Source organism: Pantoea cypripedii, assembly GCF_011395035.1.
Taxonomy (GTDB): Bacteria; Pseudomonadota; Gammaproteobacteria; order Enterobacterales; family Enterobacteriaceae; genus Pantoea; species Pantoea cypripedii_A.
On the sequence record NZ_CP024768.1, the window covers coordinates 2,915,547 to 2,940,611 of the forward strand.

The 25,065-nt window shown below is 53.7% G+C and carries 23 protein-coding genes and 1 tRNA gene; 13 read left to right on the forward strand and 11 right to left on the reverse strand.

The features are described 5' to 3' along the window. The first annotated feature begins 47 nt into the window (after positions 1 to 47). Positions 48 to 332: a 50S ribosomal protein L25 gene (gene rplY, locus CUN67_RS13605; protein ID WP_208715858.1), complete on the forward strand. Its 285-nt coding sequence runs from the start codon at positions 48 to 50 to the stop codon at positions 330 to 332. Between the two features lie 58 nt (positions 333 to 390). Here the strand turns inward: rplY and yejK are convergent, their stop codons facing one another. Continuing rightward, positions 391 to 1,395 carry a nucleoid-associated protein YejK gene (gene yejK / locus CUN67_RS13610; RefSeq protein WP_208715859.1) on the reverse strand — a complete coding sequence of 335 codons (1,005 nt, stop codon included), beginning with the start codon at positions 1,393 to 1,395 and terminating at the stop codon, positions 391 to 393. Positions 1,396 to 1,553: 158 nt separating this feature from the next. Between yejK and CUN67_RS13615 the strand changes: the two genes are divergently transcribed. The 4 genes from CUN67_RS13615 to CUN67_RS13630 all read left to right on the forward strand — a co-directional run bounded on the left by CUN67_RS13615 (position 1,554) and on the right by CUN67_RS13630 (position 5,276). Beyond that, positions 1,554 to 1,781: a YejL family protein gene (locus CUN67_RS13615; RefSeq protein WP_208715860.1), complete on the forward strand. Its 228-nt coding sequence runs from the start codon at positions 1,554 to 1,556 to the stop codon at positions 1,779 to 1,781. Between the two features lie 22 nt (positions 1,782 to 1,803). Then, the gene (gene yejM / locus CUN67_RS13620; protein ID WP_208715861.1) at positions 1,804 to 3,555 is read left to right on the forward strand and encodes an LPS biosynthesis-modulating metalloenzyme YejM; all 1,752 of its coding nucleotides are present in this window, start codon (positions 1,804 to 1,806) and stop codon (positions 3,553 to 3,555) included. A gap of 72 nt (positions 3,556 to 3,627) precedes the next feature. Further along, a tRNA-Pro gene (locus tag CUN67_RS13625) sits at positions 3,628 to 3,704 on the forward strand. A gap of 144 nt (positions 3,705 to 3,848) precedes the next feature. Beyond that, a complete protein-coding gene (locus tag CUN67_RS13630) occupies positions 3,849 to 5,276 on the forward strand; it encodes a hypothetical protein (RefSeq protein WP_208715862.1) in 1,428 nt (475 codons plus the stop codon). Positions 5,277 to 5,372: 96 nt separating this feature from the next. On the opposite strand, the gene CUN67_RS13635 is transcribed toward CUN67_RS13630, so the two are convergent. Both CUN67_RS13635 and CUN67_RS13640 read right to left on the reverse strand, forming a co-directional pair. After that, positions 5,373 to 7,328 (reverse strand): glycoside hydrolase family 127 protein, encoded by a 1,956-nt coding sequence (locus CUN67_RS13635; RefSeq protein ID WP_208715863.1) that lies wholly within the window; start codon positions 7,326 to 7,328, stop codon positions 5,373 to 5,375. A 10-nt stretch (positions 7,329 to 7,338) separates the two neighbouring features. Further along, the gene (locus CUN67_RS13640; protein WP_208715864.1) at positions 7,339 to 8,739 is read right to left on the reverse strand and encodes an MFS transporter; all 1,401 of its coding nucleotides are present in this window, start codon (positions 8,737 to 8,739) and stop codon (positions 7,339 to 7,341) included. A 239-nt stretch (positions 8,740 to 8,978) separates the two neighbouring features. Between CUN67_RS13640 and CUN67_RS13645 the strand changes: the two genes are divergently transcribed. Then, entirely contained in the window at positions 8,979 to 9,797 is an 819-nt protein-coding gene (locus CUN67_RS13645; RefSeq protein WP_208715865.1) for a helix-turn-helix domain-containing protein, read from the forward strand. A 9-nt stretch (positions 9,798 to 9,806) separates the two neighbouring features. On the opposite strand, the gene CUN67_RS13650 is transcribed toward CUN67_RS13645, so the two are convergent. After that, positions 9,807 to 10,595 carry a helix-turn-helix domain-containing protein gene (locus CUN67_RS13650; RefSeq protein WP_254711406.1) on the reverse strand — a complete coding sequence of 263 codons (789 nt, stop codon included), beginning with the start codon at positions 10,593 to 10,595 and terminating at the stop codon, positions 9,807 to 9,809. A gap of 290 nt (positions 10,596 to 10,885) precedes the next feature. On the opposite strand from CUN67_RS13650, the gene CUN67_RS13655 reads away from it, so the two are divergent. The 3 genes from CUN67_RS13655 to fhuB are packed head-to-tail and all read left to right on the forward strand — an operon-like array spanning position 10,886 to position 15,883. Next, positions 10,886 to 13,036: a TonB-dependent siderophore receptor gene (locus CUN67_RS13655; protein ID WP_208715867.1), complete on the forward strand. Its 2,151-nt coding sequence runs from the start codon at positions 10,886 to 10,888 to the stop codon at positions 13,034 to 13,036. 16 nt (positions 13,037 to 13,052) lie between these two features. Further along, positions 13,053 to 13,913 (forward strand): ABC transporter substrate-binding protein, encoded by an 861-nt coding sequence (locus CUN67_RS13660; RefSeq protein ID WP_254711353.1) that lies wholly within the window; start codon positions 13,053 to 13,055, stop codon positions 13,911 to 13,913. Next, positions 13,910 to 15,883 (forward strand): Fe(3+)-hydroxamate ABC transporter permease FhuB, encoded by a 1,974-nt coding sequence (fhuB, locus tag CUN67_RS13665; protein WP_208715869.1) that lies wholly within the window; start codon positions 13,910 to 13,912, stop codon positions 15,881 to 15,883. Before CUN67_RS13660 ends, fhuB begins: the two co-directional genes overlap by 4 nt. A 39-nt stretch (positions 15,884 to 15,922) precedes the next feature. On the opposite strand, the gene CUN67_RS13670 is transcribed toward fhuB, so the two are convergent. Both CUN67_RS13670 and CUN67_RS13675 read right to left on the reverse strand, forming a co-directional pair. Continuing rightward, positions 15,923 to 16,345 (reverse strand): putative T6SS immunity periplasmic lipoprotein, encoded by a 423-nt coding sequence (locus CUN67_RS13670; protein WP_208715870.1) that lies wholly within the window; start codon positions 16,343 to 16,345, stop codon positions 15,923 to 15,925. A 192-nt stretch (positions 16,346 to 16,537) separates the two neighbouring features. Then, positions 16,538 to 17,092, reverse strand: a complete 555-nt coding sequence (locus tag CUN67_RS13675; protein ID WP_208715871.1) for a GNAT family N-acetyltransferase — start codon at positions 17,090 to 17,092, stop codon at positions 16,538 to 16,540. Between the two features lie 213 nt (positions 17,093 to 17,305). Here CUN67_RS13675 and CUN67_RS13680 point away from each other — a divergent pair, with 213 nt between their 5' ends. Both CUN67_RS13680 and CUN67_RS13685 read left to right on the forward strand, forming a co-directional pair. Beyond that, entirely contained in the window at positions 17,306 to 17,509 is a 204-nt protein-coding gene (locus CUN67_RS13680; RefSeq protein ID WP_208715872.1) for a hypothetical protein, read from the forward strand. Positions 17,510 to 17,583: 74 nt separating this feature from the next. Beyond that, on the forward strand, positions 17,584 to 18,309 hold the full coding sequence (locus tag CUN67_RS13685) for a 4'-phosphopantetheinyl transferase family protein (RefSeq protein ID WP_208715873.1): 726 nt from the start codon (positions 17,584 to 17,586) through the stop codon (positions 18,307 to 18,309). A 155-nt stretch (positions 18,310 to 18,464) separates the two neighbouring features. On the opposite strand, the gene CUN67_RS13690 is transcribed toward CUN67_RS13685, so the two are convergent. The 3 genes from CUN67_RS13690 to apbE form a co-directional block, all read right to left on the reverse strand. Further along, a complete protein-coding gene (locus tag CUN67_RS13690; RefSeq protein WP_208715874.1) occupies positions 18,465 to 20,117 on the reverse strand; it encodes a multidrug ABC transporter permease/ATP-binding protein in 1,653 nt (550 codons plus the stop codon). Between the two features lie 86 nt (positions 20,118 to 20,203). Further along, positions 20,204 to 20,845: a DNA oxidative demethylase AlkB gene (gene alkB, locus CUN67_RS13695; RefSeq protein WP_208715875.1), complete on the reverse strand. Its 642-nt coding sequence runs from the start codon at positions 20,843 to 20,845 to the stop codon at positions 20,204 to 20,206. Between the two features lie 14 nt (positions 20,846 to 20,859). Then, complete coding sequence (gene apbE / locus CUN67_RS13700; protein WP_208715876.1) at positions 20,860 to 21,897, reverse strand: FAD:protein FMN transferase ApbE; 1,038 nt, start codon at positions 21,895 to 21,897, stop codon at positions 20,860 to 20,862. Positions 21,898 to 22,293: 396 nt separating this feature from the next. Between apbE and CUN67_RS13705 the strand changes: the two genes are divergently transcribed. Beyond that, a complete protein-coding gene (locus tag CUN67_RS13705; protein ID WP_208715877.1) occupies positions 22,294 to 22,443 on the forward strand; it encodes a hypothetical protein in 150 nt (49 codons plus the stop codon). Positions 22,444 to 22,451: 8 nt separating this feature from the next. Here CUN67_RS13705 and CUN67_RS13710 read toward each other — a convergent pair whose 3' ends face one another. Further along, entirely contained in the window at positions 22,452 to 22,907 is a 456-nt protein-coding gene (locus tag CUN67_RS13710) for a nuclear transport factor 2 family protein (RefSeq protein WP_208717220.1), read from the reverse strand. 95 nt (positions 22,908 to 23,002) lie between these two features. Here CUN67_RS13710 and CUN67_RS13715 point away from each other — a divergent pair, with 95 nt between their 5' ends. Then, complete coding sequence (locus CUN67_RS13715) at positions 23,003 to 23,566, forward strand: TetR/AcrR family transcriptional regulator (protein ID WP_208715878.1); 564 nt, start codon at positions 23,003 to 23,005, stop codon at positions 23,564 to 23,566. A gap of 27 nt (positions 23,567 to 23,593) precedes the next feature. Here CUN67_RS13715 and ompC read toward each other — a convergent pair whose 3' ends face one another. Then, positions 23,594 to 24,703: a porin OmpC gene (gene ompC, locus CUN67_RS13720; RefSeq protein ID WP_208715879.1), complete on the reverse strand. Its 1,110-nt coding sequence runs from the start codon at positions 24,701 to 24,703 to the stop codon at positions 23,594 to 23,596. Positions 24,704 to 25,065 lie beyond the last annotated feature (362 nt).

Sequence of the window (25,065 nt, forward strand, 5' to 3'; positions counted from 1 at the left end):
TCTGTTGCTGGGTCGCCTGTAACAGGAATCAACGAAGAGATATTAAGATGTTTACTATCAACGCAGAAGTACGTAAAGAGCAGGGTAAGGGTGCGAGCCGCCGCCTGCGCCACGCTAACAAGTTCCCGGCCATCGTTTATGGCGGAACTGAAGCACCAGTTGCTATCGAACTGGACCACGATGTAGTGATGAACATGCAGGCTAAAGAAGGTTTTTATACTGAAGTTCTGACCATCGTTGCTGACGGTAAAGAAATCAAAGTTAAAGTTCAGGCTGTACAGCGTCACCCGTTCAAGCCGAAACTGCACCACATCGACTTCGTTCGCGCTTAATCGCCTGACGAGTTGAAGAAAAAACGCCGCATCTGCGGCGTTTTTTTATGGGCGGAAATCAGTTGCCGCCAGTGCGGCGTTGCAGCTGATCGCGCAGATTGGGTGGCGTGCCTTTAATCGTCAACGTATCCGTCGTCGGATCCCAGAAAATACGCTCGCCCAGCAGCATGGCATCGAAGTTCAGGGTTAAACCGCCGCCGCTGCCAGCAAATTTAGTCAACTGGCGCAGGGTGCTGCGATCGGCGGGAAAGTGTTCTTCCAGCTCATAGCCCTGTTCCTGGGTAAACGCCTGGAAAGTCTTCTCGCCCAGCGGGGGCAGTTCACTGGAGAGATCTTCCAGCGCAATTTCCTCACCGGCCTGTAACTGGTCATTACAGTAGCTGTAAACCTGCTGACGGTAATTCTGGCGTTCATTTTTATCCAGGTTTGATTCCGCGCAGTAATCATCCACCGCCTGCAATAAACCACGGTTTTGTGCTTTGGTATCAAGACCCACACTGGCACCGAGGAAGTCCATAAAGAAATCGGCCACTTTGCGCCCTACCCGCCCGCGCAGAAACGTCAGATAACGGGTGGATTCCGGGTTAGTTTCCCATTCAGTAAGATCAATGCGCGCGACAATATCCGCATGATTAATATCGAGATAATGGGTACTGCTGATATCCAGCTGTTCGTTAACACGCATGCTGGACTGGCTGTTGAGCACCGCAATCAGCAGGTATTCCACCGCCAGATAACGATAATGGATAAACAGCACGATACCGCCTTCAGCAAAAGGATATTTGCCGAGTTCATCGCGCAGACGCCCGGTCGCTGCCCGGCTAAAGGCGAGAAAGTCATCTTCCCCTTTGCGGCAATTACGCAGCGCAGCGGCCAGTTCGCTTTCTTCATTGAACAACCCATAGGCTTTGTTTTTGGCGCTGTACACCCGATGCAACTCTTCCGCCATTTCCTCTACCGCTTTGGTGGCAGGCAGCAGGGTATCACGCAACACTAGTTCAAGCTGATTTTCATCACGTTTCACTAACTGATGCAGGGCAATCTGGTCGATATCCAGACTCATGATAGACTCTCCTTTAAGCTCAGGCGCGTATTCAATCACCGCACGCCGCTGCTTTCAACTCCATACACAACACGAACGTTTCGCGTTTGATAAAATTGCGGAAAAAATCGCGTTGTTACGGTAATATACCGCCTTTTGATACTTGATTAGTCGACGATATGCCACAATCATCCCGTTACAGTGACGAACGCGTGGAGAAACTCCTCGCGCAAATGGCGCAGATTCTTGAAAAAGACCAAGCGCCAACCGACCTTTCCCTGATGGTACTGGGGAATATGGTAACCAATTTGATCAACACCAGCGTCTCTCCGGCACAGCGCCGCAGCCTGGCACGATCTTTTGCCGATGCGTTGCAAGCGTCGGTTCGCGATGACAACGCCCATTAATTTGCAGATTTGACCTTATAATATGGTAACCAACCGGCAGCGCTACCGTGACAAAGTCTCCCAGATGATCAGCTGGGGGCATTGGTTTGCCCTGTTTAATATTCTCTTCGCGTTAGTTTTAGGCAGCCGCTACCTGTTGGTTTCCGACTGGCCAGCGTCGCTGGCTGGTCGTATCTATGCCTACACCAGCTGGATTGGCCACTTTAGCTTTCTGGTGTTTTCCGTATATCTGCTGGTGATCTTCCCCCTCACCTTTGTGGTGATGTCGCAGCGATTACTCAGATTCCTCTCTGCGATGATTGCCACCGCGGGTCTGACGCTGATTATGGTCGACAGTGCGGTATTCAACCGCTTCCATCTCCATCTCAATCCGGTGGTGTGGGAGCTGGTAATAAACCCCGACCAAAGTGAGATGGCGCGCGACTGGCAGCTGATGTTTATCAGTGTACCGGTGATATTTCTGGTACAAATGCTGTTTGCCACCTGGAGCTGGCAGAAACTGCGCAGCCTTAACCGTCGTTCGTTTGGCAAACCGCTGGCAGCGCTGTTTATCTGTGCGTTCTTCGCCAGCCATCTGCTGTATATCTGGGCCGATGCCAACTTCTATCGCCCGATTACCATGCAACGCGCTAACCTGCCACTTTCTTATCCGATGACTGCGCGACGTTTCCTTGAACGCCACGGCCTGCTGGATGCGCAGGCGTACCAGCAACGCCTGGTGCAGCAAGGCGACCCGGAAGCGTTATCGGTGCAATATCCATTAAGCGATATCACCTTCCGCGATGGTGGCACGCGCCATAATTTGCTGGTGCTGACGGTGGATGGGCTGAATAACGCCAACATGGAAAAAGCCCTGCCGTCGCTTAATCAGTTCGCGACTGCAAACGTCCGCTTTACGCAGCACTACAGCGCCGGAAACCAGCCTGAAAAAGGCTTGTTTGGTCTGTTCTACGGCATCTCATCAAGCTATATGGATGGTGTGCTGGCAGCACGTACCCCTTCCACATTGCTCAGCGCGCTGAACAGCCAGGGTTATCAGTTTGGGTTGTTCTCCTCTGATGGCTTTAATCAGCCGTTATATCGTCAGGCACTGCTGGCGGATTACTCCCTGCCCGCCATGGACAGTCAGCCGAATAGCGCAACTGTGACTCAATGGCAAAGCTGGCTTAATGGTCAGAAGGACAACAGCACCCCCTGGTTCTCCTGGGTGGCACTGAATGGCGTCACCGTCAATGGTGACAGCGTGAAAGCGCAACAGCGTAGCTATTTACGTCAGGCCGCGAGTGTTGACACGCAAATCGCCGCCATACTGCAAACCCTGCAACAGCGCGATTTACTGAAAAATACCGTGGTGGTGATTACCGCTCAGCGCGCCATTGCCCTGGATGGCGATGACAACCCAGGCAACCGCGCTACCCTGCAGGTACCGCTGGTGGTGCACTGGCCGAATACGCCAGCACAGACTATCGATCGTCTTACCGATCAGCAGGATGTCATGGTGACATTGATGCAGCGTCTGCTGCATGTACGCACCAACCCGGTGAACTATTCTCAGGGTGAAGATCTGTTTGCCGCGCAACGCAACCATAATTGGGTAGCGAGCAGCGAAGATGGCAGGCTGGTGGTGACCACACCAGACATTACTCTGGTGCTCAACAACAATGGCAGCTACCGTGCTTACGATGCACAGGGTAAAGCGCTGAAGGATCATAAACCTCAGCTGGCGTTGTTGTTGCAGGTGCTGACTGAAGAGAAGCGCTTCATCGCAAACTGATTAAATATGAGGCAGTTAAACCGGTCGCATCTTGCAATCGTGCGCGGAAACGGTAGTATATGCCTCCACGTTCGGCACGTAGCGCAGCCTGGTAGCGCACTGTCATGGGGTGTCAGGGGTCGGAGGTTCAAATCCTCTCGTGCCGACCAAAATTCCCAAAAAAAGCAGCCTTCAACGGCTGCTTTTTTATTGCCTGAATCCCGGGATGGCAATATCGTGGTTCAACATGCTAACCTTTATGGCCCCAATGACCATTCCACGCGTGGACCAGGATATTCTAAGAAGAACAGGACATGATTAATATTTTAAAATCAAACCACAATATCAAATTTTATTTCTTTATCGCTTTTTTAATATTAACAGGCTACAGCCCGACATATCTCTCAAGTTATGCCTTTTCTGATGACTGGTTTTATTTATACGCATCGAACACAGATCCCTACAGTATATTAAAATGGGATGTTTTATCTGGCAGGCCATTGTATGGTTGTTTTCATTATCTTTTCTCATTCCTGATTGACAGCGTTCATAGCCTTATCATTCTCCGGGTATTCTCGCTGCTGTCACTGATTACGCTGGGATGTTACCTCTATAATTTTATCAGCAAACGACAAATTCTTGAAAATGACCTGCAACGTTTTACTTTCAGTACTATGCTATGTTTGCTGCCTTCGTTTCAGGTATTCACCGCCTGGTCGGTATGCTTCCCCTATGTACTGGCTGTCATTTTCTCTGGTCTGAGTTATAGCCACCTCACCCATCACAAAGCTTCATTCAGCAGGCTATTATTATCGGCGATTTTTATTTCGGCTTCTTTTGCCATTTATCAACCCGCTGGCATGAGTTTTTTGTTCTTTGCGATGGTTGACCTTTGTCTGTCAAAACGAAAGACTGATCGTAAGATCTTCCTCAAGACGATGTTGATGTTATGCTTTGGCATGCTCAGTGCGCTGCTGTTTGCGAAAGTGCTGCCATATCAGCTTTACCATGACACGCTGGGCAGAACCAACATGACTCTGGCGTTGGGAAAAAAATTATTGTGGTTCATTCAGGAACCGTTAAAAAATGCCATCTCCAATTATGATTTGGGCAGAACGTTATTATCCGTCACCCTTTCCATTATCATTATTGGCGTTGGTGTCGCTGCGATGAGAAAGAATGGCAAAGATAAACCTTATTTGTTTATCATTTTTGTTTTCGCAGCGGCATTACCCAACTTACTGGTTAGTGAAAGTTGGGCGGCTTATCGCACGATAGTGGCTGTCACATTGATCACCACCTCGGCTTTCCTCTTTGGATTGCTGATGATGTTTAGCAAGATTAAATACCCCCAAATACCTTATTTTATTTTCATTCTGTTGACGGTGTTCATCAGCAACAAGAATATCAGAGAGGGATTTTCTTCACCTCAGCAGCAGGAATATAAACTGATCACTTCAGCCATTATGAGTGCGGTGCCAAAAGAATTCACCGGCAATGTGTATTACAAAATCGATGAAGATAATTTACCGAGAATTGCCAAATCCACTAAGTATGATGAATTCGGCGCGCTTTCATTAGGCATGCCATGGACATTTGCTGGCATGGCTTATTCTGTCAAAAAAGAGCACGCGATGAATTATGTCATTACGGAAACACCGTTTATTGGCATCAACAACCATTGCACTGAGCCTTGCCTGATCATCAATGCCAGCGCCGTGCTCAATCATGGTGTGAAATAAGTTATTAGTCTTAAATCAAATTACGCTATTTTATACCACCACCAGGGAAGCCCCCTGGTGGTGTTCTTGCTCCAGTTCGGTGTTACAAATCAGTAATCACCCCTCATTGACCCAAATCCGCATCTCCCCTGCACCACGATTCGCCCAGCTAAACCACGGAATAAACGTTAAGGTCTGAGTTTGTCGGGTGGTGGGGGCACGATCATAATGCCAAAGCAATTGCTGCTCCGGCGCTGGAGAAGTTTGCTTGCTGCCCTCGGCCTGAATGAGCACCTTATGCGCGAACAGCCCTTTGCCAGCGAAAGTTGTAAAGGTGGCGGTGTCAGGCAACCACAGGTTGTGCAGCTGTTCGCCGTTATCCGCCTGCTCCAGACAATACACCAGCGGACCGCGCTGAATCGCCACTTTGCCTGCAACGTGACGTACCAGCGGATTACCATAAACGCGACGTACCGGCATGGGCAACGTCAGCGTCAGCGTGTCGCCCTCCACCCAGAGCCGATTGATATGCAGATACCCCTTCCGGATATCATTGGCTACCGCCACGCCATTGAGTGCCACTTGTGGCGCATCGCACCAGTCTGGTAAGCGCAACGCCAGTGTATGCCGTACCGGCTGCGCTGAATCGATGGAGAGGGTCACCGTTTCCTGCCATGGGAAGTCACCGCTGATACGCAGTCGCAACGTCTCCTCGCCCACCGGCACTTCCACGCTATTGCCGATATAAAGATTGATATAGAGCGCATCCGCGCGTGGCGTATAGATATAGTGCCCCAGCGAGGTCAGCACACGGGCGATGTTCGGCGGGCAGCAGGCGCAGCCGAACCAACGCTGGCGTACCGGTTTAACATGATCGTAGATATGGTTAAAACTGAGGGTTTTAGGGTGCACTTCCAGCGGATTGACGTAAAAGAAATGTTTGCCATCCAGCGCCATCCCTCCCAGCACGGTGTTATATAACGCACGCTCCATCACATCGGCGTACTGGCTGTCAGCTTCCATCTCCAGCATACGCCGTGCGAACATCATCAGGCCAATCGACGCACAGCTTTCGGCATAGACGCTGTCGTTCGGCAAATCGTAATCGCTGCTGAATGCCTCCCCACTGCTTTGCGAACCGATGCCACCGGTGATGTAAAGCTGGCGCTGCGCCATGTTGTGCCACAGACGCAGGCAGTCCTGCCGTTTTGCTTCGTCCTGGCTGAGTCTTGCCAGGTGCGCTACACCGGTCATCAGATAGACAAAACGTACCGCGTGACCAATCGCGGTCTGTTGTTCTGCGATGGGTTGATGTGCCTGGCTATAGGCCTTGTCTTTCACCATCCATGCCGGACCGTAAGTATTCCAGTAGGAGGTTTCACCCCGCTTTTGATACTCAATATCGTAGAAATGCGGCTGCGTGCCGCGCTGTTCAACGAAGTAGTTCACCAGCTTCATATAACGGGGTTCCTGGGTCACTTCATGTAAACGCATGAGCGCCAGTTCAATTTCCGGATGCCCCGGATAGCCATGCAGCTGGGTGTCACCCGGACCAAAGACGCTATCGATATGGTCGGCAAGTTTGCAGACCACCTCCAGCAAACGGCGTTTGCCGGTAGCCTGAAAGAAGGCAACACCCGCCTCAATCATGTGTCCGGCGCAGTAAAGTTCATGGCACTCGGCCAGATTGGTCCAGCGGTCCGCTGGCGCTTTAACCGTGAAATAAGTGTTGAGATAGCCATCGTCGCACTGAGCGGCCGCCACCAGTTCAATCACCTCATCTGCGGTTTTCTCCAGCTCCGCGTCGGGTTTCTGACACAGCGACCAGGCGACCGCTTCCAGCCATTTCGCCACATCACTGTCCTGGAACACCATGCCGTAAAACTCCCCTTGTTGCAGACCAGCAGCGATGCGGAAATTTTCTATTGCATGGCTGGGATCGGCTTCTGGTATACGGTCATTAAGCGCATCCCACTGATAAGGGATCACCACATCGCGTACCAGTTGCTGATACTGGCCGAGGAAAGGGTCGCTAATTTTAAGCTTGTGCAGGTTAACTTCCATCACAGACATAATGTTCTCCTTAAGACTGAACATGGCGGACGTGCAGGTCACTGGCAATGCGCGCCATCATGGGGTTATTGAGTTTGCAGGCACGAATGCTGAACGCCAGCAGCAGGTGAAATAAGGCGGGGAGCAAGGTTTCCATGGTGGTAATCCCCTGCAATGAGGCCGTGGTCTGATTACCGGCTCCCGGCTGATAAGCCACAAAGATAAAGACCAGGCTAATGATCCCGGCACTGGAAGCCCAGGCGAGCTTGATACAAAACAGGTTGAAGGCAAAGTTCATCCCTGACGAGCGCACACCGGTTTTCCACTCACCGTAATCATCGGCGAACGCCATCAGCGCAAAATGCAGCGGCAGCGTAAAGCCCAGGATAATGCCGTTACCCAGGATCACCGCCAGCCATAGCGTCTGCCACGCCGGGCCAGTGGGCAGCAACCACATCAAAGCCGCCAGTGCAGCCAGCACGATGTTGGTCCGGTAGTAAAGTTTGACGGTATCAATACGTTTTGACAGAGGGCTGACGATCACCGAGCCAAGAATCGAGGCAAAGGTCACCATGGTGAAAAATAGCGAGGTATAAGCGGTGCTGCCCTTCAGCACATATGTGATGAAGTACATGTAGCCACCACCACGGATGTTAAACACATTAATCAGCAGGAAGGACATCAATAACATCAGCAACAATTGGTCGTTGCGGCGTAGCCCGGCCAGATGTTCCCGCAGGGTAAATTTACCCATGCTGTCCAGCGGTACGCGTTCACGTACCCAGAAGAAGCAGCACAGAAACATCACCACCGCCACCGTGCACAGCAGCCCAACGCCAGCCTGATAACCGAGTGCGACATTGCCTTTACCCAGCGCTGACACCAGCCACGGCAGGCCGACGGAGACCAGAAAACCCGCCACGCCGCACAACACAAAACGCCATGACTGACAGGAAATCACTTCCGTATGACGGGTGGTCATGGTGTTGATCAGCGCACAGTAAGGCACGTTAATCGCCGTATAGCTGACGGAGAGCAGCAGATAAGTCCCGAAAGCCCAGGCGATTTTCATGTTCATGCTGACGTCAGGGACGGTAAAGGTCAGTACGCCAATGATGCCAATCGGCACAGCAACCCACAGCTGCCAGGGGCGAAAACGTCCCCAGCGGCTTTGGGTACGGTCGGCGATGACCCCCATGATCGGATCGGATACCGCATCAAACACGCGCAGAGCAATAAACAAGGTGCCGACCAGTGCCGGAGTCAGGCCAAAGACATCGGTATAGAAAAAAGTAAGAAAATTCATAATCAGGCAGGTGATCACCGTACCGCCGGCGTCCCCCAGCCCATAACCGATTTTCTCACGCATCGACAGCACATCGCTGGTGGCCTGCTGCGTCAGCTCGGTTTGTGTAATCGGGGTAGAAGTCATCGAAAACTCCTCGTAAGGGTCAGAGTACATTACCCGCATCATGGCGGGCTTATTTACAGGTACCTGACTCATTCTGCCTGCAATCTGGCGACCAACAAGGGAACGGAAAAGTATAAAAACAGGGTAATTCCGACCTGATAGCTGAAATGTGAACTGGATCGGGCATCACATCACTTTATGGTTAATAATCAGACACAAAGTGATTTTACGGCCAATGAAAAGCAGGAAATTGAATATCGATGTTCGAATTATCCATAGCGTTTCCGATTCAGGTGCAAAACGGCGGCTTATTTATTTCGCGCGGTTATGGCAGCCATCCGGCACGGACACTGACTTCCTGGGAGGTGATCTTTGTCGAGCGGGGTCAGCTGCAAATTCGTGAAGAGGAGCGCTTATTTACCGTGCAGGCAGGTGAAAGCCTGCTGCTGCGGCCCGGCTATCGACATATTGGCGAAGGGACATTTCCGCCAGATCTGAAATTCTACTGGCTGCATTTTGAATGGCTGAAAGGGGCCAGGGAGACCGGGCTGCATCACGCGTTATTAACGCTTCCGCAGCACACGCGCATTGGCGATCCGCAATACGTTATTGCGCTGTTTCGCCAGTTTCTTAGTGAGCAGGAGAACATTCATCGCAGCATCGCGCTGGAGTGCATTTTATTGCTGATTCTGCAACAAATCGCTGCCCCGGGTCCGCAGGAGAGTGCCGATAACAGCCCCGGCGTCGCGCTGGCCTGGAAAGCGCATCAGCTCATCCGCAGCCGATTCCACCTGCCGCTCTCCACCTCAATACTGGCAAAAGAGCTGCACTGCAATGCCGATTATCTTGGCCGGGTGTACCGCCGGGCATTTCGCCTGACGTTGACGGAAGCTATCCATCGTCAGCGCGTTTTGGCAGCGGAAAAGCTGCTGATTAGCAATTCGCTGTCGTTAACCGAAGTGGCACGGCAGTGCGGTTTTAGTGATACCAGTTATTTTCGGCAAATCTTCAGTAAACACACCGGCCTGACGCCGGCTGGCTGGAAGCGACGCTATTGTAAAGAGCACATTAATTCCTGAGGTATTGCCTCAAGCCTGCAATGCAAAGTAGCGTTGCGGCGTCAGCCCCATTGCCTTACTAAACATGGCTATCAGCGCACTGCCATTGCAATATCCCAGCTGGCTGGCAATCACCTCCACCGCTCCCCCCTGCGACAGCAAATTAATCGTCATGGTGATCGTTAACTGCTGACGCCACTCGGCAAAGCTCAACCCGGTATCCTGACGAAATAAACGGGACAAGGTGCGCGGGGTTATGCCAGCCTGGCGGCTCAGGCTCTCCAGCGTTTCGCTATTGCCAGGATGTTGTAACATCTGCCCGGTTAAGGCGAGCAGCCGCGGCTCTTTTGCCACCGGCAGACAGCTCACCCGAGCCGAATCTGCCTGGCTCAACTCATGGAACAACAGCGCCAGGATTAGCGCATTACGTCGCTGATGTTGGGATACATCATCCAGTTCGGTCACCAGCTGATGGACGAGACGAGTGATCAGCAAAGGGCAAAGTGCCTCGATACATTTTTTCTCACCCCGATCGGACAGATACACATTATGGGTCTGCGTCCCTGCCTGCGCATGGGTTTGATGTGTCAGCCCGGAGGGGATCCACAACGCGCGGTAAGGCGCTAATGTCCAGCTCGCCTCCGCGGTATGAATTGTGATCGCCCCGCTGCTGCAATAAGTCAACTGCGCCGTGGCGTGTGAATGCCAGGCCTGCGCCTGCTGGCGTGTGTAGTAGTAGGAAACAACAGAGGGTGCCGGGATTAACATCTCCGTTTTCAGCTGCGGAATTTTACTTTTTAGTTTGAGTGCGCTATTCATCTCTCCCACTGCCTTCTCCTCTCCCCCGCTCGTAACCCAAAAATTTCGCCACTATTTATCGTTTGCGACAACCTTTGTCGCTTTTTCAGGGTGTTTTACTACGACACAGAATAACAGACAGTCACCACCTTTTAATAAGAAATAAAATCATTATCATTCGCCTTCTCCTGGTCGGGATTGCCCGTTACGCTGCTGTCATAGCTTGCGTAACGCGAGTCAAAAAAGCCTTATCCAGACAAACTTTTATGTGGTGAGCATTTATTTAACTTATTCAGAGATAGGGAAAATTGATGTGCAAGATGACAGGCATGGGTAAGGGTCCATTCGTACTGAGCGCGCTTGCGTTAACGCTGATGGCTTTTAAAGTCAGTGCAGCAGATCAGCAAATGGTGGTAACGGCCAGCCAGGCCGCGCCACTATCGACAGATGACACCAGCGTGGTGTCCACCAGCAGCACCAGCGCAACGAAAACCGCAACGCCGAAAATCGAGGTGCCGCAATCGGTATCCAGCGTGACGCGTAAGCAGATGGATTTACAGGCGGCCCAGACCACGGCTGAAGCCTTGCGCTACACCTCGGGTGTGGTGTCAGAAATACGTGGCGCATCCAGCAGCGGCGCGGGTTATCTGTTCAGCCGGGGTTTCTATCTGGAGCAATTTCTCGACGGTGCCAGAATGCCGAGCGACAGCAGCTTCGGTTATGCCATTGCCAATTATGATACCTATGGCTTTAGCAACATTGAGGTACTGCATGGACCCGCCTCGGTGTTATATGGCCAGGTCAATCCCGGCGGCGTGGTCAATCTGACCAGTAAAAAACCGACGGCAACGCCAGTGCACGAAGTGTTTGTCACCGCAGGGAGCCACGACCATCTGCAAACCGGTTTTGATATCGGTGGCAAAGCCAACGACGATGGCACGCTACTGTATCGCCTGACAGCCAGCGGCACCGACAGTAAAACGCAGGTCGATGATACGCGGCAAAAACATGTGTACGTCGCTCCGGCTCTGACCTGGAAACCCAACGAAGATACCTCGCTGACGGTGCTGGCTAAGTATCAGCGCGATCCTGATGTCGGTTACTACAACTTTGTTCCGGCCGTCGGCAGCGTATTAAGTACGGCGAACGGTAAGATCTCACCGCATACCAACCTCGGCGATCCCAACTTTGATCATCATTCACGCACCCAGTTCTCCGTGGGCTATGAGTTCTGGCATCGCCTGAATAACACCCTGATGATGCGGCAAAATGTGCATTACAGCGATGTAAAAGATAATCTCGAAAATGTCTTCACCAACGGTTACGCCAGTGGCTCCAGCCGGGTACTGAATCGCTATGCCTTCTTTAACCATGAACAGGCGAAAACCCTTTCAGTGGATAACCAGCTGGAAGCCGATTTTGATACCAGCGCGATCTCGCACCAGTTACTTTCAGGCGTCGATTTCCAGCGGGTGCTGTATCGCGAAACCGTGGGGCTGGGGGCTGCGCCAACGCTGGATGCCTTCGCGCCAGATTACAGCTCAGTTACCATGCCCAACACCACTTCAGACGATCATATCCGCCAGAAACAGCTGGGCGTATATACCCAGGATCAGATGCGTCTGGGCAACTGGAGTTACCTGCTGGGCATGCGGGAAGACTGGGCGCACGCCGATGACGTCAACCCGGTGACCGATTCCTCTACCGAACAATCCGCCCGTGCCTTTACCTGGCGTACCGGGCTGGTTTACCAGTTTGATAACGGCATTGCCCCGTATGCCAGCTTCGCCAAATCATTCATTCCTCAGGTTGGAACGTTATATGGCGGCGGCATGGCCAAACCCACCACGGCGAACCAATATGAGGTGGGTGTCAAATATCAGCCGACCGGCTTTAGCGGCTTTATCACCACGTCCTGGTTTGATCTCACCGAGAAGAATGTGCTGACCAGCGATCCGCAGCATTCGGGGTACAACACGCAAGCCGGACGCGTCAGATCGAAAGGTGTCGAGGTGGAAGCGCATGCCAACCTGACGCCATCATTGACGCTGATCAGCGCTTATACCTGGCTGAACGCGGTCACCATTGACTCCAACGACAGCGCCAGCACGCTGGACGGCGGCACCACCTCACTGGAAGGCAAACGTCTGTGGGGGATGCCGCGCAATACCGCCTCGGCCTGGCTGGACTACAGCTTCCATCAGGGTGTGATGCAGGGATTCGGCGTCAACGCCGGTGTCCGGTACATCGGATCCAGTGAAGATACCTCAAACACCATCCGCGTGGCGTCGGCAACCGTGATGGATGCCGGTATCCATTACGATACGGGTGACCACTGGCTATTGAGTCTCAATGCCAGCAACCTGCTGGACCGCCATTATGTCGCCTCGTGCTACAGCGCCACCACCTGTACCTATGCCGCAGGGGCAAATGTACTGGCCACCGCACGTTATCGCTGGTAATGGCATGAGAAGACGCATGTTTTTACAGTGGTGCGCGTTGTTCTCCCTGGTGGGGATCACGCGTGGTGTGCGTGCGTCTTCACTGCCAGCCCCACGTCTGGTGGTGCTCGACTGGGGGCTGGTAGAAACGCTACTGGCGCTAGGGGTGATCCCGACAGGCGTAGCTGAAATTGATGGCTACCACGACAACGTTGTCGAACCCAGGGTTCCGGCGCAGGTAGCGGATGTCGGCCTGCGTCTGGCCCCCAATCTGGAGTGGCTACAACAGCTGTCCCCGGATTATATCCTGATCAACTCCAGCCAGGAGTCACAGCGCGAAATCCTTGAGCGCATTGCTCCGGTGCGTGCATTCACCATTTACAGCGACACGGGAACCCCCTGGCAACACGCCATCGAGGCCACCCGCCAGCTGGGAATGTTATGTCACCGTCAGGCCGCCGCCGCACAATTGATCAGCGCGGCCGCAGCGACCCTGTGCCAGTCGGCATCAGGCCACGCGTCCGACTTAACCGTTTTTCTTATCCGCTTTTTTGATGCCCGCCATATCGGTGTGTATGGTCAGCACAGCCTGTTTCAGGACGTTCTCACCGCCATGGGCATCAATAATGGCTGGCAGCGAGCGACCGATTACTGGGGGATCAGCGTCGCCGGGCTGGATAGCCTGGCCTCGGCCAATCAGGCACAGATTCTCTATTTCACCCCGTTGCCCGCCAGTATGCCGCACGGCCTGACGGATAATGCATTATGGCAGGCGTTACCTGCGGTCCAGGCAGGTCATAGTGCCGCGTTACCCGCCTTTTGGGGATTTGGCATGCTCCCTTCTGCCATGCGTTTTGCCCGGCAACTGTCCGCCGTCCTGAGAGACCGTTCAGCATGAAAAAATTGCCTCTGCGCGGCCGGATACTGCTGCTGCTGGCGTTACTGCTGCCACTGGTGCTGTTGAGTCTGCATAACCTTGCGCTGCTGTTGCCGATGCCAACGCACGCTATGCGGCAACTGATCGTTTTGCAGGGATGGCTGCCGCGTCTGGTGATCAGCCTGTTGTGCGGTGCGGCCCTGGGGTTGGCCGGTCTGCTGTTTCAGCAAACGCTGCGTAATCCGCTGGCAGAACCGATGACGCTGGGCGTCGCTGCCGGTGCACAGCTCGCGCTCTCATTGGTGACGGTATTTCTTCCGCACTGGCTGGCAGCAGGGACGCAAACCGTGGCACTGGTCGGGGCGATGGCGGCAGCCGGACTGGTGCTGGCCCTTTCAGCCTCGCGTGGGCTGGAGCCTTCGCGGGTGGCGATTGCCGGTCTGGTGGTGAGCTTATTCTGTGGGTCAGTGATCACCGTGCTGCAATTGCTGTACGCTCCTTATCTGCATAGCCTGTTTATCTGGGGAGCCGGTTCGCTGGTACAGGCAGGCTGGGGATCGGTACGTCAGCTTGGCGGCCAGCTACTGCCTGGCTGGCTGCTGGCGCTGCTATTACGACGTCCGCTGCAACTGCTGGGACTGGGCGAGCTGCACGCCAGCAGCCTTGGGTTACGCACCCAATACGCCAGGCTGGCGGGTTTTGGTCTGGCGGTGCTGCTGACGGCGGCGGTGGTCAGTGCGGTCGGGGTGATTGGCTTTGTCGGACTGGCGGCTCCTGCCCTGGCGCGGTTGCTGGGTGCGCGTCGCCTGCTGCACCAGTTGCTGCTGGCCCCGCTGTGTGGTGCCGCGTTGTTGTGGGGCACCGATCAGGCAGTCCAGCCTTTTGCCAATGCACTGGGAGAGCTGGTACCGACCGGAGCGGCCACGGCGCTGTTTGGTGCTCCACTGATATTATGGTTACTGCTCAGGCTGCGCACAGCGTCCATGCCGCTGGCCCCAATGCCTGCCGGTGCGGGTGAGTCGATCCAGGCAGATCATCGTCTCTATCCACTCAGCCTCGGTTTGTTTCTGCTGCTGGCGCTGTTTCTTCTGCTATCGCTGATTTTTGGGCGATCCCCCAGCGGCTGGGCGTTTACGCCGCTCTCGCATCTGGCACCACTGTTGCCGTGGCGCGTACCACGAGCGGTAGCCGCCTGTGCCGCCGGAATGATGTTGGCCGCAGCGGGCGTTTTACTGCAACGGTTAACCGGCAATCGGCTGGCAAGCCCGGAAATGATGGGGGTGAGTGCTGGCGCGGCTTTGGGGATGCTGGCATTAACGCTGATGGTGGGAAGCACATCGCATGCGCTGCGCCTTGGCGTGACCACCGGCGGGGCGCTGGTTACGCTGCTGATTATTTTATCTTTTTCACGCCGCCATCATTTCTCCCCGGAGCGCGTTTTGCTGGCTGGCGTGACCATCAGCGCGTTGTTTCAGGCCCTGGTGGCAACCGTCATCGCAGCTGGTGATGAGCGCGCCATCACCTTACTGAACTGGTTATCCGGCTCGACTTACTCCATCATGCCGCGCGATGCGGCAGTAGCGGCGGGGATGGCACTGATATTAAGTGTACTGACGCTGTTTTTCCGGCGCTGGCTGAGCATTTTACCGCTGGGTGCAGCCTGTGCGGCTTCCGTCGGCGTCACTCTGGCGCAGGCACGCTTGCTCACTCTGACATTTATCGCCCTGCTGACGGCATCAGCCACCTTGATCGTCGGCCCGGTTTCTTTTGTCGGCCTCACCGCTCCGCATATTGCGCGCCTGCTGGGAGCGCGGCGACCCGGGCAGCAACTCCTGCTTGCCCTGCCAAGTGGCGCGTTGATTATGGTATTGGCAGATTGGGCCGGACGCACGTTACTGGCCCCACGCGAACTCCCCGCCGGGCTGGTCGCCACCCTGCTCGGCGCACCTTATATGATGTGGCTGTTTACCCGGCGCGGTGGCAGGTCATGACAGAGGGTGCTATTTTCCAACCTGAACACTCGCCTCGATTTACCGTGTCCCCTCACCCGGTTCCTCAATAGTGACTTTTCCGTTGCTGGATCTTAAACGAAACTCAACGGCAAACTCCCGGCTGAAAGGCCATTCTCCGGCTCGTTCTCGAGCAGCAGATGTGAGTTTAGTTGAGAAGTAATAAGTAATATTTTCCTCAAAAATATATCCGTTATCAGGAACACATCTGGCAGCATCAATTGACTCAGGAGGCGAGAAAAAAATGTTTTTTCTATCATCAGGAAGATCCACTTTATAGATCGAGATTGCTTCGAGCTTTTCATCATTACGTGGCTGAACAGTGACACAGACATGATCACCTTTGAGGGTAACTCCGGCTTTTTCCGATAGAGGAATACGATCCCTTATTCCGGGGCATCCTGTTAGCACAAGGGATGCTATTAAAACTGGAATCCTTTTCATCCGCGTATCTCCGTCGTAAAAAAATGCCGCTCACAATGACTTCATGTTAATCAGTTAAATAGCGGTTTCGGGTTGTGCACGCACGCGTAGCGGCGCGATTTATCGCGCGATTATCAGCGGTGCCTCCGCCAAAAGGCGCGCAATAAATTGCGCCGCTACGACCTGGTGCGATATCAAGTTACCGAGCGGCATTTACGATTTTTGCGTCTGCCGCACCAACCACTCTTCCCGGGTAATTTCCCAGTTGCCCGCCTGCATTTCACCGCCGACAAAGGTTTTACTGAAAGTGTCGATCAGCCGCATTCCGCTGCGTTCGGAGATACGACATGACGCCAGGTTATCCATCGCTTTTGGCACGCGCAGACGAGGCTGCTTCAGCGTCATAAACCAGAAATCCGTCACCACGGCACAGGCTTCGCTCATCAACCCCTGCCCCTGCCACTCAGGCACCAGCCAGAAACCCCGGTTATCTTCTGCACCGGCACGCAGGGAGATCAGCCCAATCACTGTCTCGGGTGCCGAACGATGCCGTAAACTCCAGTGCCAGGCTTGCCCAGCTGCCATGGCAGGTAACGCGATGTCGTCAATGTAATAACTGGCACCGTTCGCAGGATATGGCCAGGGTACCGCGTTAGTCAGATGCTGCACGATTTCCCAGCGTGGGAAGATTTGTTGTACCTGAATTGCATCACTGCTTTGTAGCGGTTCCAGAATCAATCGTGGCGTTTCGAGCCGGGGTACTGTCATCTCAACCTCCTGTTGTCTAATCCCTTAATGGGTATCAGAAAATAACCAGTATTAACATTGCTTTCACCAAATAATCAGTAAGTTACCGGGCGCAACAAATTCTGCCCCAGATCACATTTCTGCCAGATTGTGACAGCAATTCATCAGAGTGAAACAAAACTGTCACACTATTACCCTAACCTTTAGTCTCCTGTTTTACGATGGAAAACCGTTATGGTCATCAAAGCAAAAAATCTGCAGGACGCTGAAGAACTCCTGCACTCCGGTATGAGTAAAGTCGAGCTGGCTTATGATATCGGCAGCGACGATTTCTTCCGCCTGGCGTCTCGCTGGTGCGATCGCGGCGCGCGCATCAGTAAAGGCCATCAGCACTTTGTGGTATCGATCAAGAGTTTTGCCATTCCCCCTAATGACTAAAGACGGTGAGCACTGAGCTTGCCCTCTCTTCGGCTGACTGGTTAAATGCCTTTTTCCGTCAGCCGTGATTCCTTATGTTTATACCCGCAACACCGCTTACCGTTCCTGAATCACCCTTTTTGCTGGCCGCTGGCACCACGCCTGGCTCCCCGTTGCTCGCCTGGTGTCAGTTCGATAAACAGCACTGGCAAGCTGACCTGCATCAGCGCTGGCAATTGCCACTGCCTGCAACACTGGAAAACGCCGTCATCAAACGGAAATCCGAACATCTGGCCAGCCGCTGGCTGGCACGCGAAGTGATGACGCAATTTGGCGTGCCGGATTTTGTGCTGCTCAATGCCACCGACCGTTCACCCTGCTGGCCCGCAGGCGTGCAGGGATCGTTGTCGCATAGCCATGATATGGCGGTGATTGCGGTAACGCGTGAGCCGCTGTATGTGGGGATCGATGTGGAACAAATGATGGCTGCCAACACGGCTCAGGAAACCGCGGATATGCTGATGAACGCCCAGGAACGCGCGTTGCTGCAACAGCTTGCGCTGCCCTTTGCTCTGGGGGCGACGCTGTTGTTTTCACTGAAGGAAAGTGTGTATAAAACGTTGTGGCCGCAGTTGCATCAGCCAATGGATTTTCTCCAGGCGGAGCTGATCCATCTCGATCTGGCGACCCATACCGCCCGGCTGCGTTTAACCACGGATTTTTCTGCGCAATTTAATCGGCAAACCACGCTTCAGGCACGTTTCAGCCAAAGCGAGCAGCGCGTGGTCACGCTGGTCACCCATCCCGCTGTCAGGCAATAAAAAACCGGCTCAGAAATAACCAGAGCCGGCAATAACACAAGACGACAGAAAAGTGTTCCAGGGAGGCAGAAACCTAAGTTTCTGCTGGCTTTCACTCTATCCCGACAAGCCCAACGTGCCCAATAACCCTTTTCGCTAAGCTTTGCCAGCTGGCGCTAATGGCCGGTATCGGTGCGTTTTACCGCATCCAGCGTCGCCATTTCACGTTCGCTGCCCGTCAACTCACTCAGCTTACCGTCACGCATTTCCAGCAGGCGATCGGCGTGAATAAAGTAGTGATCGTCATGGCTGATAGCAAACACCGTTTTGCCGGACTCCTGTAACCAGGGCAGCAGCTCGCGGTAGAAAATCCGGCGGAAATGCGGGTCCTGATCGGCGGCCCATTCGTCGAGCAGCAGGATGTCGCGCTCCTCCGCAACTGCCAGCAACAGCGCCAGACGCTTACTCTGCCCTTTCGACAGTTGCAGATTCAGTACCTTGTTGCCTGCCAGCTTCAGTTTATCCTGCATCTTCAGACGCTCAAGCCACTGCTGCACCAGCGCCGGATTGGCAGGCTGACCGCTACGGCCAATCAGACGATCAAAGAGATGCACATCGGTGAACACCGCAGAGAAATGCTGGCGATAAGCGTCCAGATTGTGCCAGTCAACCGCTTTGCCATTCAGCAACACGCTACCGGACTGCGGCTGATACAGGCCGGTCAGTAACATCGCCAGCGTCGATTTACCGCTACCGTTACCACCAATCAGGAACACCAGCTCGCCCCGGCGCAGAGTCAGGTTGATCGGCCCCACTTCGAAGCCATGTTCGCCATAATGGAAGCAAACATCACGTAACTCGAGGGATTGCCACTCGCTGGCCGTGGGCAAGGCTTTGAACTCTGCTTCATAAGGCGCAAGATCAAAAGTATTCAGCTTGCGGAACGCCACCTGGGCACTGAGCAGCGTCGGTAATGCGCCCACAGCCGCCAGTAGCGGCGTGCGCAGAAACAACAGTGTCAGCGAGTACGTTGCCGCGATGGCGGTATTGGCCCAGCCAAGACCGTTGGCCATCCAGAACACGATGCCAATCGCCCCCAACATCATAATGTTTGACCAGTTCACCGCACTGAGATGGAAGGTGTCGGCACGCACGATATGGTGGCGATAGCTTTTGGCGTTTTCCTGATAAACGCTGTCGTAAATCTGCTGCGCGCGATCGCGGTTCAGCTGTAGCTCTTTACGCCCTTCAATGATGGTTTGATAGTCACGATAGAGGTCATCTTCCACCTCGCGCAGCTTCGCCATGTGTTGATAAACCCGCGACACCAGTAACCAGCCACCCACCAGCGTCACCACCAGCCACAACGAGGTCACCGCCAGCATTTTCGGTGATAACCACGCCATATACAGCGCGGAACCCAGGGTAATGATGATGCCCTGGATTAACTCCGGCAGACGAACAAAAGCAATGGTAATGGCACGCACGTCACTGGTCAGCCCGGCCAGCAATTGTGCATTGCCAATCTGCTCGATACGCTCCACGCGGGTATCAAGAATACGTTTGATAAACTCGCCACGCAGACGCCAGACAAAGTGATGACCCAGCAACGTCAGCGATAACTGTGAACCCAGCGTCACCGCCATCAGCAGAAACAGCTGCAGCAGAAAAGCCGGTAATACGCTAACCGAGGTATTAACTGCCGTGATCAGCTCGTTATTAATCCAGGCGATCATGCCAATGCCGAGCGCGGCGCTAAGTAAAGTAAGAAGGATGACGCCAATAAAGGGCCAGCGGTACTGGCGATAGACAACCTGAAGCAGAGCCATTAAACGGTTCCAGCAGTAAACTTTTGCAGCCTGCAGTTTAATGGTGCATCAGATGATAGCAAGAATAATTCTCATCCAATGCGCCCTTAATGGGCGCGCCGGAAAGTGAGGTTGTAGCGAAAGGCACCGGCCTGCGGATGAATACCCGATTTGAGCGGCAGAATGCCGTGATAGCGCAGGCGCGAAGGCCCACCCCATACCACGATATCGCCGTGTTCCAGTAACACGCGCTGTGTCGCATCACCGCGTTCGAACCCACCAAACTGAAACACGGCGGGCAGCCCGAGTGACACGGAAACGATCGGCTGACGCAGATCCTTCTCATCTTTATCCTGATGCAGCGTCAGTTTGGCACCCGGTTCATAACGGTTGATCAGACAGGCATCCGGGTTAAAACCGCTGAACCCGGCTTCCAGCGCCGTCTGCTGCGCCAGCTCACGGAACAACGCTGGCATTGGCGGCCATGTCTGCCCGCTGAGGTTATCCTGCCCGGTATACTGGTAGCCACGTGAATCGCTCGACCAGCCCAAATCACCGCAGTTGGTCATGGCGACCGACATACGGTGCCCGCCCGGCGTAATGCGATGAGCAAACGGGTTAAGTGCGGCGATGGTATGAATTTCCGCCAGCAATGCCTCCGCCTGCTCACGGGCGCGACGCCGCAAAATCACCGCCCCCTCAGCCAGTGGTTCCTGCCACGGCGCTTCGTCACTAAACAGATCCAGCATCTGCGCCTCCGTAATCAGTTGTCATCCTGCGAAATCAGGAAGGGTTTAAACTGCGGCGACATCCAGTGACTGAAGCCGTCGCCCTGCTTGCTTATCAGATAAACCGCCAGATGCTCCTTCAGCGCCAGCGCTTTGGCACGCTCGGTGCCCAGCACCATCAACCCGGTATCCCAGCCATCCGCTTCCAGCGCGGTGGTGGCGATCACCGTTGCCGACACCAGTTTATGCTGGATCGGCCGCCCGGTGGCGGGATCGATAACGTGCGAAATGCGTTTGCCATCCAGTTCATAATAGTTGCGATAGCTGCCGGATGTACTGATCCCGTGGCCCTGCAAATCTACCCGCGCTTCCACCGCATTCTCCCGATCGGTCGGTTTCTGGATCGCTACGCGCCAGGGTTGGTTCTGCGCGTTCAGTCCGCGACTCAGTACCGCTCCGCCCACCGACACCAGATAATCGGTGATGCCCTGCTGCTCCATCAGGCGTGCCAGATGGTCGGTTGCATAGCCTTCGCCCATGGTGGAGAGATCAACATACAAGCCCGGCAGATCCTTTTGCAGCCACTGGCCGTCAACCGCCTGAATCACCCGTAAATGCTGTAAACCGGTCAGCGCTTTAGTCGCAGCAATTTCAGCATCCGTTGGCGTGTGCGCAGGTGGTTTAGTCGGCCCAAAACCCCACAGATTGACCAGCGGCCCAACGGTAATGTCCATCGCACCACCGGTTTTATTGCCGATGCGCAGTGCTGCGGTAACAATATCCGCCATATCGGCGCTGACCGGCTGCGGTGAGGTGCCCTGATATTGATTGAAGCGCGACAACACCGAATCCGGCTTCCAGGTGGAGAGTTCACCATCATCACGATCCAGCTGCTGCTGGATCGCCTGCTGTAGCGCCACTTTACGCTGCGCATCGACCCCCGCCAGGCTGACTCGCCATACCGTGCCCATGGTTTTACCCTCCAGCACCAGGCTTTGCCGGGTAGGCGTTTGATCGCAACCACTCACCCCGATCACTGCCAGACCAATCAGCAGAATATTCTGAAAACGCATCTAATCCTCATCTGTAACGCTTTAATTAAGCGTGTTACAAAGCATAACTCGCTTGTAAATCAGGCTAAAGCTGCTTGAAGTTGACTGAAGGCTGTCACAGGATAACCCGTTCCTGCACAACCGCGAATACGGGAGCGTCAGATGATTTATACAATTCTTGTGGTGGCCACTGGTCTGTTTTTCTACAGCAGCCTGCAATGCTGGCGGCTTTATCGTCAGCGTCATATGCGTCATCTGCGCGGGCGTTAAATTTCTGCACCAGAAAAACCCGCGTTGCACCGCTTCAGCGCTGGCGCAGTGTAGCAAAGTCAGCTCGATCCGCGTGGCGCTGAGAGCGGTGTTGTGGCATGAATTCTGCAATGTTTAAGCTGAGTTGAATATCAGTGAGGCAGCAGAATGGAAAAGTCGAAAACACAACATGGCAAATGGCAGCAGTGGCTGAGCTTCTCAGCATTTACATTGGCAGGCGTGGCGCTGGAAGGCAGCCTCCCTCCAGCGCAACAACAGCAACTGCCAAAAGCGAAAAAGTGGCGCACTGCGCAGTAATTCTGCGTTTACAGCCCCAGTTCACTCAGGCCCGGATGATCATCCGGGCGTGTTCCCAGCGGCCAATGGAATAAACGCTGTGCCTCGGTGATGGCAAGGTCGTTGATACAGGCGTAGCGCGTTATCATCAGACCATCTGCCCCGAAGTGCCAGTTCTCATTACCGTAGCTGCGGAACCAGTTACCCTTGTCATCACACCATTCATAGGCAAAGCGCACCGCCAGTTTGTCGTTGTGCCACGCCCATAACTCTTTAATCAGCCGATATTCCCGCTCTTTGCTCCATTTACGTTGCAGAAACGCCGCGGCTTCGGCCCGTCCGTTGACAAATTCACTGCGATTACGCCAATAGGTATCTTCACTGTACACCTGCGCCACCCGCTGAGGGTCACGGCTGTTCCAGGCATCTTCAGCCATGCGCACTTTCTGCGTGGCACTTTGTTCATCAAACGGGGGGATCAGCATCATAGTCTCCTTTTTTATGTAGACAGGTCTGTCTACTTGATTCATCCTGCCGTATGTAGACAATTTTGTCTACTTTCTTTTTTTATGGTGACGTTATGCTCGCTCCTCTGACCTTTGATCCGCAGGCCGCCGCGCGCGATCGCATCCTCAATACCGCCCAGCGCTTGTTTTATCAGCAGGGCATTCGCGCCACCGGCATTGATAAAGTAATTGCCGAGGCGGGCGTCACCAAAGTGACCTTCTATCGACACTTCCCGGCCAAGAACGCCCTGATTCTGGCGTTTCTGCAACAGCGTCATCAACGCTGGATGACGGCATTTTGCGCCGCACTGGAACAGCAGCCGGTGCTGGCAGATGCCCTGCCCGCGGCGCTGCACAGCTGGTTTGCCGAAGCGGATTTCCGTGGCTGCGCCTTTATAAACAGTGCGGCGGAATTGGCGGACACCCTGCCGGAAGCCAGTGCCCTGATTCTGGAACATAAAAGAGAAATGGCGGCGGCGATCGCTCAGCAGCTCACGGCAGAACAGCAGAAAATAGTCGGACAGATTGTCTTACTGGTGGAGGGAGCGATTGTGCAGGTTCAACTGGGCGAGAAGGCAGAGCAGATTATTGAGACGTTACGTGGCGCACTAACTACGTTACTAAAAACCGGAGCGTGACCGGCAGGCCACGCTCCAGCAAACTTCTTAGAACTGGTAAACCAGCCCCAGAGCCACGACGTCGTCGGTGTTGATACCGGCGGCCTGGGTGAAGTTGTTGTCGTCCAGCAGGTTGATCTGGTAATCAACATAGGTGGACATGTTTTTGTTGAAGTAGTAGGTCGCACCTACGTCGATGTATTTTTTCAGGTTCTGGCTGCCATAACCTTCGATGTCTTTACCACGAGAGGAGACGAAGGCCAGAGACGGACGCAGACCGAAGTCAAACTGGTACTGAGCAACCAATTCCCAGTTATCCGCTTTGTTCGCGTAACCGTAAGCAGTGGCATCGCTGGAGCCAAAGCGGGTTGCGTTGAACGAACGGGTATACATCGCGGCCAGGTAGATGTTGTTGGCGTCATATTTCAGACCACCGGTGTAAGCATCCGCACGATCGCCTCGACCCAGGATACCGGCAGAACCGCCGTTCTGGTTGTTGGTACGGTCAGACGACATCATCGCTGCACCGATGCCAAAACCAGAACCGATATCATAAGTGGTGCTCAGGCCATAACCGTCACCATTTTCGCCCAGCACATCACGGCCAGATGAGGATTCAGTCGGGTTGTCATTTTTGCCCTGGTACTGCACGGCAAAGTTCCAGCCATCCACCAGACCGAAGAAGTTGGTGTTACGGTAAGTCGCCAGACCGTTGCTACGCTGGAACATAAAGTTGTCAGCGCCGTAGGTATCACCACCGAACTCAGGCAGTACGTCGGTCCATGAACCGATGTCATACAGCACGCCATAGTTACGACCGTAGTCGAATGAACCGGCATCACCGAATTTCAGACCAGCAAAGCCCACACGGGTGAAGCTGTTGGCGGTGCCCTGGTTTTCTGTGGTATTCAGCGCAGCCTGATATTCCCACTGGCCGTAACCGGACAGTTGGTCGGTTATCTGAGTCTCACCTTTGAAACCAAAACGCAGGTAAGACTGGTCACCGTCACTGCCAGAGTTATCAGAAAAATAGTGCAGACCGTCGACTTTGCCGTACAGATCTAATTTGTTGCCATCTTTATTGTAAATTTCCGCTGCGTTTGCAGCACCTGCAACAAGAAGCGCAGGAATCATCAGGGAGAGAACACGAAGTTTCATTTTATTACCCTCTGTAATGTGCCTTTATTTATGCCACTGCTAACTGAATGATTAAAAATTCAGCCGGCAAGCCATTGTTATTTTATAGAGGGCAATAATCTATCACGAAAATGATACTAAATTTCCGAAAGTGTTTCATTGTATGAAATAAATATTTCCAGATGTAAATTTCGGGGAACTAATAAGCAGCACGCATCGGTAAAAAATATAGCACAGATTGATAAACCGCTTTTTAGTTATTAAACATCAATAAGTTACATACAGAACCCTTTCAGCACTGAATGATAAAACTTTTCAGCCATCAGAGAATACAATTACTCCCGCTATCATCATTTATTTCATTATTACCTTCATTCACCCCG

What these genes read in the sequence shown, in the direction of transcription:
- rplY (WP_208715858.1), top strand. Translation starts at nt 48, where the DNA reads ATGTTTACTATCAACGCAGAAGTACGTAAAGAGCAGGGTAAGGGTGCG.
- yejK (WP_208715859.1), bottom strand. Translation starts at nt 1,395, where the DNA reads ATGAGTCTGGATATCGACCAGATTGCCCTGCATCAGTTAGTGAAACGT.
- CUN67_RS13615 (WP_208715860.1), top strand. Translation starts at nt 1,554, where the DNA reads ATGCCACAATCATCCCGTTACAGTGACGAACGCGTGGAGAAACTCCTC.
- yejM (WP_208715861.1), top strand. Translation starts at nt 1,804, where the DNA reads ATGGTAACCAACCGGCAGCGCTACCGTGACAAAGTCTCCCAGATGATC.
- CUN67_RS13630 (WP_208715862.1), top strand. Translation starts at nt 3,849, where the DNA reads ATGATTAATATTTTAAAATCAAACCACAATATCAAATTTTATTTCTTT.
- CUN67_RS13635 (WP_208715863.1), bottom strand. Translation starts at nt 7,328, where the DNA reads ATGTCTGTGATGGAAGTTAACCTGCACAAGCTTAAAATTAGCGACCCT.
- CUN67_RS13640 (WP_208715864.1), bottom strand. Translation starts at nt 8,739, where the DNA reads ATGACTTCTACCCCGATTACACAAACCGAGCTGACGCAGCAGGCCACC.
- CUN67_RS13645 (WP_208715865.1), top strand. Translation starts at nt 8,979, where the DNA reads ATGTTCGAATTATCCATAGCGTTTCCGATTCAGGTGCAAAACGGCGGC.
- CUN67_RS13650 (WP_254711406.1), bottom strand. Translation starts at nt 10,595, where the DNA reads ATGAATAGCGCACTCAAACTAAAAAGTAAAATTCCGCAGCTGAAAACG.
- CUN67_RS13655 (WP_208715867.1), top strand. Translation starts at nt 10,886, where the DNA reads ATGTGCAAGATGACAGGCATGGGTAAGGGTCCATTCGTACTGAGCGCG.
- CUN67_RS13660 (WP_254711353.1), top strand. Translation starts at nt 13,053, where the DNA reads ATGTTTTTACAGTGGTGCGCGTTGTTCTCCCTGGTGGGGATCACGCGT.
- fhuB (WP_208715869.1), top strand. Translation starts at nt 13,910, where the DNA reads ATGAAAAAATTGCCTCTGCGCGGCCGGATACTGCTGCTGCTGGCGTTA.
- CUN67_RS13670 (WP_208715870.1), bottom strand. Translation starts at nt 16,345, where the DNA reads ATGAAAAGGATTCCAGTTTTAATAGCATCCCTTGTGCTAACAGGATGC.
- CUN67_RS13675 (WP_208715871.1), bottom strand. Translation starts at nt 17,092, where the DNA reads ATGACAGTACCCCGGCTCGAAACGCCACGATTGATTCTGGAACCGCTA.
- CUN67_RS13680 (WP_208715872.1), top strand. Translation starts at nt 17,306, where the DNA reads ATGGTCATCAAAGCAAAAAATCTGCAGGACGCTGAAGAACTCCTGCAC.
- CUN67_RS13685 (WP_208715873.1), top strand. Translation starts at nt 17,584, where the DNA reads ATGTTTATACCCGCAACACCGCTTACCGTTCCTGAATCACCCTTTTTG.
- CUN67_RS13690 (WP_208715874.1), bottom strand. Translation starts at nt 20,117, where the DNA reads ATGGCTCTGCTTCAGGTTGTCTATCGCCAGTACCGCTGGCCCTTTATT.
- alkB (WP_208715875.1), bottom strand. Translation starts at nt 20,845, where the DNA reads ATGCTGGATCTGTTTAGTGACGAAGCGCCGTGGCAGGAACCACTGGCT.
- apbE (WP_208715876.1), bottom strand. Translation starts at nt 21,897, where the DNA reads ATGCGTTTTCAGAATATTCTGCTGATTGGTCTGGCAGTGATCGGGGTG.
- CUN67_RS13705 (WP_208715877.1), top strand. Translation starts at nt 22,294, where the DNA reads ATGGAAAAGTCGAAAACACAACATGGCAAATGGCAGCAGTGGCTGAGC.
- CUN67_RS13710 (WP_208717220.1), bottom strand. Translation starts at nt 22,907, where the DNA reads ATGCTGATCCCCCCGTTTGATGAACAAAGTGCCACGCAGAAAGTGCGC.
- CUN67_RS13715 (WP_208715878.1), top strand. Translation starts at nt 23,003, where the DNA reads ATGCTCGCTCCTCTGACCTTTGATCCGCAGGCCGCCGCGCGCGATCGC.
- ompC (WP_208715879.1), bottom strand. Translation starts at nt 24,703, where the DNA reads ATGAAACTTCGTGTTCTCTCCCTGATGATTCCTGCGCTTCTTGTTGCA.